The sequence below is a fragment of the Pedobacter sp. 22226 genome, from assembly GCF_052045455.1.
In the GTDB taxonomy this organism is placed as follows: domain Bacteria; phylum Bacteroidota; class Bacteroidia; order Sphingobacteriales; family Sphingobacteriaceae; genus Pedobacter; species Pedobacter jeongneungensis.
The window spans coordinates 109,630-122,071 of sequence record NZ_JBQEPB010000007.1 but is presented as its reverse complement, the minus strand read 5'-3'; the positions used below and the strand labels follow the sequence as shown (position 1 = coordinate 122,071).

Below are 12,442 nucleotides of genomic sequence, written 5' to 3'. Positions count from 1 at the left end.
CTACTTAAATAAAAAGGTAAATAAAAATAAAAGGGCTTTTAAGCCAGTTTTTGGCTTTGGTTTAACAACTAAACGTTGTTTAATGCGCATAAAACGCTCGTATAATTTGGGTTTTTTCTGTAATTCTTCGGCAAATCTTTTAGCTGCATCGTGTTTTTGCGTAGCCGGATCGTAAAGCATAGCCGTACACATGCAGTTTTTACGTTCCTTCATTTTTAAGATCTCGAAGTTTACACAGCTTTGGCAACCTTTCCAAAATTCTTCATCCTGCGTTAATTCAGAATAGGTAACCGGCTCGTAACCTAAATCAGAATTGATTTTCATTACGGCTAAACCAGTGGTTAATCCGAAAATTTTGGCTTTTGGGTATAAAGTTCTCGAAAGTTCGAAAACTTTTTCCTTAATGGCGTGAGCTAAACCTGCTTTTCTAAATTCAGGAGATACGATTAAACCGGAGTTGGCTACAAACTGCCCGTGGCTCCAGGTTTCGATGTAGCAAAACCCGGCCCATGTGCCATCCTTATGGAAAGCAATTACCGCTTTGCCTTCGGCCATTTTGCCTGCAACATATTCCGGAGAACGCTTTGCGATACCGGTACCGCGTGCTTTAGCAGATTCGGCCATCTCGGTTACAATTTGTTCTGCAAATACACGATGTTCAGGAAGTGCAACCTGCACTATAAATTCGTTAATATCCATTCGTTTTCTAACGAAAAATTATAAGTATTCTTGTTAATTGGGTTTTTAGAGAGGATCAATTCCTCGTTACGTTTAGTTTAGGTACTAAATACGTGGAGTGAAATTTTGCCGGCTTGTGGGGTAATAAAAAACGGGCTGAAAATGATTAATAAACAAACCTTTCCCAGGCACCATTTGTGCTGTAGAAACAGAAAGTTTATGTAAAAATTGTTTAATCATTTCTTGCGTATTAAAACGGCTTTAACTCTATTGAGGTGCAAAGGTTTAAATAAAAATCGAGTTACACAATAATATCATGATTTTTTTATGTTAAGCTTTTGTTTTTTTTAAATTAACCTGACTTTATAAAGGTTTACAGAACTGTTCCCTTTTAATTTTTTTTTAATTTTATCTCTGCTGCCCCAATCAATATTAACATTGTTAAAAAGAAGCTTTAAACTTTAACATCTGCTTAACAACATTTAACATACTGAAACACGGTTAAAACACAATATTTGTATCGCTGTAGCGAATGCTGCCGAACTGTCGTTTTATTAATGTTTCTAAATATTAAATCAAATTTTAAAACTCCATGAAGAATTCTACTCCGTTTTGTTTCAAATCCCTTACTTTAATTTTGCTGATCGCTTTTACAACATTTACCGCTTGCAAAAAGACAGAAACTGCCGATCCGAACATAGCCTACATCAGAGTTGTAAATACCTCACCATCTTTAGCTACGTACAATGCTTATTTTAACAGCACCATGGTTAATACAGCTGCTTTACCTTTTGGTGGTGCAGCTTCTTATACCTCTTACGCAGCAGGATCATACAGTTTAAAATTTACAACGGCCAGCAGTACCGAAAGTTTATTAACCAAAACGGTTGCACTAAGTGCCAGCAATTATTATTCTACTTACTTAATTAACAAACCTGCAGCATTAGATATTTATACCATTGGTGATGACCTTTCTGTACCGGCAGCTGATAAAGCTTATATCCGGTTCATCAATTTATCGCCGGATGCAGCTGCATTCGATTTGGCCAAAACCAGTGCAACTACGGCTTTATTTACCAGTAAGACTTTTAAAAATGCAAGTGGTTTTATCAGCGTAGATGCAGGAACTTACTCACTTGATGCAAAAGAAACCTCGTCAGGTACGGTTAAAGCAACAACAGGTAGCACTACTTTTACCGCTGGTTTCCATTATGATGTGATACTAGGCGGTTTGGTAACACCTGCAAATGATACAGAACGCCCATTGAGCTTACAGGCCATTGTAATTAAATAAAAATATTTTTTTTCTAATTGCCCCAATATTATTGATTTAGTATGGGGCTTTTTTATGTTTAAATTCCTGAAAGATTCCTGTCTTTCAATATTTTTCAAATTCATCCTTCCGCCAATAATTTAACCAGAAATACAGATTTTTAGTATTGAAAATATAAAAAATGCCACGAATGAAAGTCTTTTTTCAATCGTAATACAATTTTAACATTTTATTATTTAGAATAATTCAAAATAATTTGGATAATAACATTTTCTCCCGTTATTTTGCAGCTCTTTAGAATTAATCCAAATAAATCTTATCATGTTTAAAATCAAACTTTTCAGTTTAACTTTTCTATTAACTTTTCTCAGCTTACTCTCCTTTGCCCAGCAGTTTTCTACCATCAGCGGTACCGTAACCACATCAGATGGAAAACCAGCAGCTTATGTTTCAGTAGGTTTAAAAGGAAAAGGCTTAGGAAATGTAACCAACGATAAAGGTGTTTTTGAAATTCAACGCGTTAAACCAGGCTCATACACTTTAAGGGTTTCGGCAGTTGGTGTACAATCAGTAGAAAAGCCCATTGTAATTACTGCCGGCGAAAATAAAACTGTCGATTTTGTAATCAGCCAAAATTCAAACCAGCTTAGCGAGGTAAATATCAATAAAGGCAGGGCCAATAAATATGGCGCACAAAAGAGTGATTATGTGTCAAAAATGCCGATTACCAATTTAGAAAACCCACAGGTTTATACCACCATTACCAAAGAAACATTTAACGATCAATTGATATTCTCGGTTGACGATGCAACACGTAATGCTGTCGGGATTCAAAAAATGTGGGAATCAACTGGTCGTGGCGGAGATGGTGGTGCATACTACGCATCAAGAGGCTTTATTGTTCAATCCAAACTCAGAAACGGCATTGCAGGTAATGTAACCAGCCGTAATGATGCTGCAAACATCGAAAGTGTTGAAGTAATTAAAGGCCCATCTGCTACCCTATTCGGTAGTACTTTAACGTCGTACGGAGGTTTAATTAACCGCGTTACAAAAAAACCTTTCGAAGGTATGGGCGGAGAAGTAACCTATTCGGCAGGTAGTTATGATTTAAACAGGGTAAGTACCGATTTCAATTTCCCTGTTGATAAAGCCAACCACATTTATGCACGTATTAATGCTTCTTATAACTACAAAGGATCTTTTCAGCAAAATGTATTCGACAGGGGCTTCTTTGTTGCTCCGAGTTTAGCTTATAAGGTAAACGATAAACTGGATTTTACTTTTGATGCCGAAATTGCCAATGGTAAAAACACGTTAAAACCATTCGTTTTCTTCTATTTCCCGGTAAAAGACCTGGGTTTTGACAGGGCAGATCAATCAGGCATACCTTACGACAAATCGTTTACCGGTGATGAGATGAAACAAAAGTATAACAGTACAAATTTCTTTGGTCAGGCAAATTATAAATTTAACGACAACTGGTCATCACACACCAGTTTCTCCTCCAGCTATAGTTTTTCTAACGGCCGTGGAACATATTTGTTTCTGGTTCCCAACAATTATCCCCCACTGGGTAACCTCACAGCTGGCCCAGGTGCTGATATGATATCCAGAGCCGATCAATCAACCGATAATAGCAAACTTTACAATTACGAAGTTCAACAAAACTTTAACGGTACTTTTAATTTAGGATCCATTAAAAACAGGGTTGTTCTGGGCTTAGATTATTTACGCCAGAATTCTGATCAATTGTTTTATTCGATCGATACTTTCGATTTAACCAACAAAAACGGAAATGGTGCTAACTATAACGATTTTACTGAGGTTAACCTGGCTGCATTTTACGCTTCGCACCCTTATTCTAAATACCTGTCTAACTTTAAATCCAATACCTACAGTGCTTATGCATCGGATGTAATTAATTTAACCGACAGGTTAATTGCTTTAGCCGCTTTAAGGGTAGATCGTTTTGATAACAAAGGAAATTCAGACCGTTCGGGTTCTGCACCGGTTGGCGCTTATAAACAAACGGCCTTCTCACCAAAATTCGGTCTGGTATTCCAACCCATTAAAGATCAGTTGTCGTTATTTGCCAATTACCAAAACGGTTTTAACAACGTTAACGGTATAGATTATAAAGGTGATGCATTTAAGCCGGAGCAGGCTAACCAGGTAGAGGGTGGTGTTAAAAGCAACCTGTTTAATGGTAAGCTAACCGGATCGGTATCTTACTATTATATTAAAGTGAAAGACATGGTTAGGGGCTATAACCAGGACCCATCGAACCCAAATGCACAGATCCAGGATGGTAACAAAATCAGTAAAGGTATAGAGGCAGAAATTGTTGCCAACCCTGTTAACGGTTTAAACATTATTGCAGGTTTTGCTTATAATGATAACTACCTGCAAAATGCTTCACCTGATGTTGAAGGACGCCGTGATGCTTATTCAGCTTCACCTTACTCTGCAAACTTATGGATCAGTTACAAATTTGCTGCAGGTTCGTTAAGAGGTTTTGGATTAGGTGCCGGCGGGAATTATGCCAGTGATAACAGAATCGTGAATAACTTAATCATCACGCCAACATCTACCACTGAAAACGTGTTTATACTTCCTGCTTACAAAGTTTTCAACGCATCGGTATTCTACGATCATCCAAAATTCAGGATCGGTGCTAAAGTAGATAATTTCACCAACCAAAAATACTGGACAGGTTACAGCACCATGAATGCTCAGGATTTAAGAACTTTTACCGGCAGTGTTACTTATAAATTTTAATTAAATCAATCGTGAGCAATTGGATCAGATCAATTGCTCACGGTTTTAAAAACCGAAAACATGAAAACTAAAATCTCTTTATTAGTATTATTCCTTGCGTTTAGCATTTCGAGCGCATTTGCACATGCTTTGTGGATAGAAACATCAGCAACGGGTAAAAAAGGACAGCCACAGGACGTAAAAGTTTTTTTTGGTGAGTATGAACACAATGAACCTGATACGGCAGCAAAATGGTTCAGCAACCTGAAAGATTTCAAATTGGTTTTAACCGCTCCCAATGGCACTACCAAAGTTTTAACAACTTCGCCGGATGTGCTTTTTTACAAAGCCAGTTTTACACCAGATCAGGATGGAACATACAAAATTTCTGTGGTACATGAGGTAGCAGCAGTTTACGAGAAAGCAAAAATTGAATATTATGCATTTGCAGATGTTGCAGTGGGTGCTTCAAAAATTAACACGGTTTTTCCTGCCGATGCTGCTTTAACCATCAGACCGGATAAACATGCTTTAAAGGTGGGAGAAACGGCTGTTCATGAAGTTATTTATAACAATACGCCTTTTGCAAACCAAAAATTAACAGTTGTTGGTCCTGATAAAAAAGGCCAGCCTACCGAAACCGATGCACAGGGTAAATTCACCTTTAAACCAGCAACAAAAGGAAGTTATTTCCTTGAAGCTTTTACAGAAGATAAAACACCGGGAAAACTGAACGGCAAAGACTACGAAAAAATCTGGCATTTGGTAACTTACACTACAGAAGTTAAATAACCAGATTAACTCAATTTTTACAACCAATTGGCAGCCAGATTGTCAATTGGTTCTTTTATTAAATAAAGCTTTAATGGCGCTTACAAAACCTATACAGAAAAAACCAAAGAAATCGCGGATAAGAAGAATCAGCGATTGGCTACACCTTTGGCTGGGCATCGCATCAGGTCTGGTGGTTTTTCATCTGGGTGTTACGGGTTGCATTTTTGCTTTCCAGACAGAAATTACCGAGTTTATCCATAGAAAAGAGTTTTTTGTTGAGGTACCGGCAAATAAAAAAACCATTCCTTTAAGTACATTAACGGCTACTGCAGAAAAAGCTTTAGGCGGAAAAAAGAAAGTAACTTTTCTGTCAGTTTATAGCAGGCCAGACAGGGCCTGGGAATTTATGACCTATAAACCCGGCGATCCTAAAGCTTTCTGGTATTTCGATTCGATAGATTATTACGATATCGTTCTTATCAACCCATACACAGGTAAGGTTACATTGGTTTCTGATTATAAGTATGAATTCTTTGGCATCATTAAAATGTTGCACTGGAGCTTTCTTATTAACCATCCCATCGGCCAGCAGATTATCGGTTGGAGCACCATCATTTTTGTTTTTCTGCTAATCTCCGGTATGGTGATGTGGTGGCCTAAAAATCTCAAAAAATCGAATTTCGATAAAAGTTTCAAAATCAAATGGAAGGCGAAATTTAAACGCATCAATTACGATATGCACAATGTACTGGGTTTTTATGTGATGACGATTTGCCTGATGCTGGCTTTAACCGGTCTGGTTTGGGCCTTTCAATGGTTTCAGGCAACAGTTTATGTTGTTGCATCAGGTAGTGTTAGCCCACCAAAAGAAGTAACAGCCAAATCAGATTCGACCAAAACCATCAAAGCCATTCCTTTCGATGTAGCCTTTGAAACGGCAAAAAAGACTTTTACAAATGCAGAACGCATTGGGATGTCACCCGCTGGTGGAGGTACAGCCCCCATTTATGCAACGGGCTACAAAGGAGAAGAAACCTTTTGGAATTTCGATGTTTTGCTATTCGATCAGTACACAGGCAAATTATTGGCACGTAAAAACCAAAGCGACAAAAATGGCGGCGAAGCACTTATTGGCATGAATTACGATATCCATGTAGGCGCTATTTTGGGCCTGCCTGGAAAAATTATGGCATTTTTTGCAAGCCTTATTGCAGCAAGTTTGCCCATTACCGGATTTATCATCTGGTGGGGTAAAAAGAAAAAGAAGAAAAATCCCGCAGTTGCGGAAAACTAAGCACACCCTAATTAATCATAAAAATGAAGTTTTTAAACCTGATTTTAGTATTAACCGGTTTGATCGCCCTTAATGCTAATGCACAAACGAAAGCAGATTCTCCGGAAGAAAAATTGGAAAAAGATAGAAAAGCCATTAAATCTTTAGCAGGCTTTTACGAAGTGAATTTCAATTACGGCGAAGTAACCGCTCCGGATCCAAATTACAAATTCAGCAAGCCTTACGAAAGCCATGGTAACGAATGGGCCGAAATTATTGTTGATGAGCCTAAAAGGATCGTGATCCAGCACATGCTGGCCATTAATGATACTACTGTAATTAAACACTGGCGCCAGGACTGGACGTATGAAGATACCGACATTATGCTTTACACCGAAGCTAATGCATGGAAAAAAGGCAACTTAACTCCTGCCGATGTAAAAGGAAAATGGACGCAAAAAGTTTATCAGGTAGATGATAGTCCACGTTATCAGGGTTACGGAACCTGGAGCCACGTAGGCGGACATGATGCTTGGCAAAGCGAAACCGACTCTCCACTGCCAAGAAGAGAATCGACCGTGCGTAAAGATTATAATGTATTAAACCGTGGCAGCAGGATTACCATCACTAAAGATGGCTGGATGTTCGAGCAAGATAATAAAAAGATTGTACGCTCGGCCAGTGGCGATAAATTATTAGCAGTTGAAAAAGGTTATGAAGAATTTACTAAAATAGATCCTAAAACTTTCGCCAATGCACAAAAATGGTGGGCCAGCCAAAAATCCTACTGGGCAGATGTTCGTGGCGTTTGGGCTGATATTATCGGATCTCAAAACACTTTTAAAGTACAAACCATGGCAAACGGTAAATTGCTTTACGAAACACTTTTTAGCTTAGGCGATCAGTCTATCAAAGAAAAATGGACTGCAGCTCAGAACAAAGAAAAAATTAAAACTGCTTTACAGCCTTATCTGGTAAAGTAAAATAGGCTCACTTATATGAAAAGGTTGGTGATTAATAGCATGGCTGTTAACATCAACCTTTTTTATGTTTAAACATGAAAATGTTTGCGCTCGTTTCCAAACGAGTGCATAAATAGCTATACGATTCTATCGTTTGTAAACGATAAATTATTCAACGCTCGTTAGAAATGAGCGTTAGCAGAAGATTGATGAGTAATGGCTATGCTGTTACTCGTCAACCTTTTTTTGAAATGTTAGTCGGGATTTGCAATCCCGACTTTATGAACTGTGGATTTGTAATCCACTAAAAGGATTAAAAATCCTTAGTACCAGGGTCGGGATTACAAATCCCGACCAACAGTTACTTTATTTTACTAAATTCAGGCATGAAAAAATCTGGCTTAATCTTCTTTCTATTTCTGACCATTAACAGTTTTGCTCAAGATTCTGTTTATACCCGTAACGTAATAAATACGCTTACATCAAAAGTATTTTGGGGCAGGGGTTATACCAAAGATGGCATGAAAAAAGCGGCCGACTATATTGCAGATGCTTACCAGCAAATGGGACTTTTACCTATGGGTAACAATTACAAACAGGATTTTTCTTTTCCAGTAAATACCTTCCCCGGAAAAATGATGGTTAGCATTAATGGCCAGAAACTTATTCCCGGTAAAGATTTCATTATTAATAACGAAAGCCCCGGCATCAAGCAACAAGCGAATTTAACCCCGCTGGACAGCCTTAATTACCAGGCTACGCCTTCGTTAACCGTTTCGTTAAAAGATAAACTCACCTGGTCTGTTGCAACCGAAGTCGGAGAAAAAACAATCATTCATGTTAATAAAAAATATTTTACATCCATACCAAAAGAAATCAGTGTTGATATCGAAAATAAATTCGTTCCCGATTTTCAGGCAGCAAATGTTTGTGCTTTTGTTAAGGGAACCAGATTTCCTGATTCACTTTTAATGATCACTGCACACTACGATCATTTGGGCGGAATGGGTGCCGATACCTATTTCCCCGGAGCCAACGATAATGCCGCCGGTGTGGCCACATTATTAAGTCTGGCAAAATATTATGCTGCCCATCCACAGCCCTACTCTATCGGTTTCATCTGTTTTGCGGGTGAAGAAGCCGGGCTATTAGGTTCGAGGTATTTTGTAGAAAATCCGCTCATTCTTTTAAATAAAATTAAATTTCTCCTTAACCTTGATCTTGTTGGAACAGGCGAGGCCGGAATGACGGTTGTTAATGCTTCAGTTTATCCAAAAGCATTTGCATTGCTTAATCATATTAACAATCAACACCGCTATATTTCAAAAATTAATTCGAGGGGAAAAGCGGCAAACAGCGATCATTATTTCTTTACAGAAAGAGGCGTTCCTGCATTTTTTATCTACACCCAGGGCGGCCCCTCAGCTTATCATGATGTATTTGATCAACCCGAAACTTTACCGCTTACCGAGTATAGAGATCTCTTTAAACTGATTGTTGGTTTTAACGAAAAACTAATGGAATAGGTTCTTTTTCAGGACCAAACCCTGAAACCACTATCCAAACCTTTTAATTCCCGTTTTACCGGATTGGGATAATATAATAAGCCTTTGGGATAATTAAATATAGCAGGCAAGTGCGTATGCTCATCTTTGAATCAACAAAAAACGAAACAAGATTCATTATGAAAATTATACAAAAACTTAGCCTGGCATTTTTACTATTAACCGCGATTGCGTTTAAATCGAATGCCCAAAACCAGCTCGAAATTGTTATAGTAGGCTCAGCCCACGATAATTCTAAATCGGCACAAAATTTTCAGGCCATCATCGATAAACTGAAAAACTTTAAACCTGATATGGTTTTTGGGGAATATTTACCGGAAAGCGATTATGCAAAGCTTGAACAAAGCAACTGGGCAGTGAAAGTCTTTAAAAAAGCCCACGATTATGTTGAAAAACTAAACCCTGAACCGGTAAAAAATATTGCTGCACAAATTAAAAAAGAACAGAAAGCACTTTCATCTTTTGCTTACTATCATAAAACCCGTATGGATTTAGCCGTTAATTATGCTAAAAACCGGGACAGGGCAAATGCGGAATACCAGATTTTTATACTCGAAAATTACATGAAAGATAAGTTTGGTAAAGAAGAGCAGGCACAGTATGTAAAAATGTTTGGCAGTGTAGATTCTTTAAAAAAGGCTGCCTTGTACAGGCCAGGAAGCGAATACAGCAAAATTTATTTTCCGCTTATTTATCAATTAGGTCAGGATCAGGTTTATAAAATGGATTGCCAGACTTATGATAAACCCTGGAACGAAGCCTGGGCCAAAACAGATTCGTTGTATAAAATCATGATCACCAAAGCCAAAGCTGATAGTACATCTGCCGAAGCAGCAACGGTTAAAGCCATCGAAACTTATTGGAGTTATAGTGATGAGGAATCTAAAGTTTTCAAGGCCGATCAATATGCCGGCATGAATACCGTAAAATATGGCGTATTAGATGAAGCCTGGAATTTTTATGGAGGATCTCATTTTTATGGTTATGCGGGTTTCCCTGCCGAATCGGTAAAAGCAATGATTGCCCAATGGATGTTAAGAAATGAGGGCATGTGCAAAAACATTATTGAGCAAGCGAGGGCACAAAAAGCAAAACGGGTTGTAGTGGGCGTTGGCGCTTCGCACCGTAAATGGATGGAAGAAATTCTGGCCAAAAATCCGGAGGTAAAAATTATCAATTATAACGATCTGCACTAATTGCCAGAATTTGTGTCTTCACAAACCGCTAATTTATAATGTTCATGGTCTGCGCGGGGCACAAACCATGAACATTTTTATTGAAAAATCTCAGCGAGCAATTCGTAGGATCTTATCCGGTCTTCAAAATGCTCGGTAATGGTAACGGCCATTAATTCATTTACGTCATAATCAGTAGCTAATTGGGTTAATCGTTCTCTAATTACAGCGGGTGTACCATAAATCATCCGCTGCTTATTGGCCTTAATCCGTTCCTGTTCAGCAGCATTGTAACTTACATCCTTAATATCGGCCCAGCCAACGGCAGGCAGTCCCTTCCCTTTTTCCAGTTGTAAAAACCGGTAATTCATTAAAGCTTCCTGCTGTTTTACCTTTTCTTCATCTTGTGAACAGAAAACATGGAGCGCTACATTTTCGACCGGCTTGGCCAGATCTACCGAAGGTTTAAAATGTTCCCGGTAATACTGAACCGCTTGTGCACCGCCTACCGGATTAATGAAATGCGCAAAAGAAAAACCCATCCCGAAATGTGCTGAAAACAAAGCGCTTTGTCCGCTGCTGCTTAACAACCACTGTTGCGGAACGGTTTCAGAAACTGGTATCGCTTTTATTTTTGCCTGTATGCCGCCATCAGAAGTATCATGTAAATAATGCTGCAGTTCGCGCAGTTGCTCTACAAAATCCTGTTCGCTCCAGTTGTTTGATGGATTGAGCATTGAGGCCGTAATCCGGTCGGTTCCTGGCGCACGCCCCATCCCTAAATCGATCCTGTTAGGGTGCATTACTTCCAATAAACGGAAACTCTCAGCAACCTTCAAAGCACTGTGGTTGGGCAGCATAATGCCTCCGGAACCTATTCTTAAAGTTTTGGTATGATTTGCCAAATGTGCAATTAAAACTTCTGGAGTAGAACCCGCCAGGCTGGTGGTATTATGATGTTCTGAAACCCAAAAACGGTGATAACCTAATTTTTCAGCTTCTTGTGCAAGTATAGTGGTTTCTTCAATGGCGCGACGGGCGGTAACACCTTTTCGTACCGGCGACTGATCTAAAACACTGAGTTTAATTTTTGTATTGCCCATAATCGTATTAAACAAATTTATGAGCCTGTTGATTTAAATCGACACGACAAAAAGCTTTATGACTTTTAGATTATTGGGCTAAAGTCAATTTGACCAAATACTGATCTTCTCCATCATCAAAAATCAGTTCAGCATCCCATCCTGTTTCTTTTGCAGTGCTTTTAATGGTTTCTTCATCTATATAAATCCAGTTGAACCAATTGCCTTTTTCCCCTTTATATTCGTACTGGTAAGATACTTCACCATAATATTGATTTTCCGGTTTTGGCATATCTTCGTATAAATAAGCGATATCCGAAGAATCGAAAATTACCTGCCCGTTGGGATTAATGAGATCTTTCAATCTGATTAGAAAATCTTTGAATCCGGGCAATGTTCCCGTCAGGCCAATACCGTTCATGAGCATAATAATGGTATCAAATTTCTCCTGATAGGTGAAAATATCCTGTACAAATGCTTTTTTAACGCCGCGATCTTTCATGATATTTACCGCAGCCTCAGAAATGTCGATAGCCGTAACATCAATGTTAAAAGCTTGTAAAAGCAGGGCATGACTGCCAACGCCGGCACCGATATCCAATACCTTACCACTGCACATCTGCAAAGCCTGCAATTCTAAAACCGGCATGTCTTCATCATCACGGAAGAAAAACTCTAAAGGCATTTCTTCAGGTTCGCCGTACGAATTATGCAGCCAAAGGGTATCTGCCTCGCCTGTTCTGTAAATATCTGTTAGCGCTTTACCAAAAACATCCATGGGGGCAAAGATAGGGAAAAAGGATGATGGACGATGTAAGATGGATGAGGTGTGGTGGACGGGGCAAGGAATAGTTAGTCGGGATTTGTAATCCCGACTTGAGAACTAAGGATTTTCAATCC

At 38.8% G+C, this 12,442-nt stretch carries 10 protein-coding genes; 7 read left to right on the top strand and 3 right to left on the bottom strand.

Annotation, left to right across the window (positions count from 1 at the left end):
* Nucleotides 1-699 carry a GNAT family N-acetyltransferase gene (locus ACTJKC_RS16870; protein WP_344852450.1) on the bottom strand — a complete coding sequence of 233 codons (699 nt, stop codon included), beginning with the start codon at nt 697-699 and terminating at the stop codon, nt 1-3.
* 571 nt (nt 700-1,270) lie between these two features.
* On the opposite strand from ACTJKC_RS16870, the gene ACTJKC_RS16865 reads away from it, so the two are divergent.
* From ACTJKC_RS16865 to ACTJKC_RS16835, 7 genes are all read left to right on the top strand, one after another.
* Nucleotides 1,271-1,972 (top strand): DUF4397 domain-containing protein, encoded by a 702-nt coding sequence (locus ACTJKC_RS16865; RefSeq protein ID WP_440793711.1) that lies wholly within the window; start codon nt 1,271-1,273, stop codon nt 1,970-1,972.
* Nucleotides 1,973-2,272: 300 nt separating this feature from the next.
* Nucleotides 2,273-4,732, top strand: coding sequence for a TonB-dependent receptor domain-containing protein (locus ACTJKC_RS16860; protein WP_440793710.1), 2,460 nt, complete (start codon nt 2,273-2,275; stop codon nt 4,730-4,732).
* A gap of 60 nt (nt 4,733-4,792) precedes the next feature.
* Nucleotides 4,793-5,503: a DUF4198 domain-containing protein gene (locus ACTJKC_RS16855; protein WP_440793708.1), complete on the top strand. Its 711-nt coding sequence runs from the start codon at nt 4,793-4,795 to the stop codon at nt 5,501-5,503.
* Nucleotides 5,504-5,576: 73 nt separating this feature from the next.
* Nucleotides 5,577-6,779, top strand: a complete 1,203-nt coding sequence (locus ACTJKC_RS16850) for a PepSY-associated TM helix domain-containing protein (protein WP_440793706.1) — start codon at nt 5,577-5,579, stop codon at nt 6,777-6,779.
* Between the two features lie 23 nt (nt 6,780-6,802).
* Nucleotides 6,803-7,741 (top strand): DUF6607 family protein, encoded by a 939-nt coding sequence (locus ACTJKC_RS16845; RefSeq protein ID WP_440793704.1) that lies wholly within the window; start codon nt 6,803-6,805, stop codon nt 7,739-7,741.
* Nucleotides 7,742-8,106: 365 nt separating this feature from the next.
* On the top strand, nt 8,107-9,246 hold the full coding sequence (locus tag ACTJKC_RS16840; protein ID WP_440793702.1) for a M28 family metallopeptidase: 1,140 nt from the start codon (nt 8,107-8,109) through the stop codon (nt 9,244-9,246).
* A 158-nt stretch (nt 9,247-9,404) separates the two neighbouring features.
* Nucleotides 9,405-10,481, top strand: coding sequence for a DUF5694 domain-containing protein (locus tag ACTJKC_RS16835; RefSeq protein ID WP_440793700.1), 1,077 nt, complete (start codon nt 9,405-9,407; stop codon nt 10,479-10,481).
* A 77-nt stretch (nt 10,482-10,558) separates the two neighbouring features.
* Here the strand turns inward: ACTJKC_RS16835 and ACTJKC_RS16830 are convergent, their stop codons facing one another.
* Both ACTJKC_RS16830 and ACTJKC_RS16825 read right to left on the bottom strand, forming a co-directional pair.
* Entirely contained in the window at nt 10,559-11,563 is a 1,005-nt protein-coding gene (locus ACTJKC_RS16830) for an LLM class flavin-dependent oxidoreductase (protein ID WP_440793698.1), read from the bottom strand.
* 70 nt (nt 11,564-11,633) lie between these two features.
* The gene (locus tag ACTJKC_RS16825; RefSeq protein ID WP_440793696.1) at nt 11,634-12,320 is read right to left on the bottom strand and encodes a class I SAM-dependent methyltransferase; all 687 of its coding nucleotides are present in this window, start codon (nt 12,318-12,320) and stop codon (nt 11,634-11,636) included.
* Nucleotides 12,321-12,442: the final 122 nt, after the last annotated feature.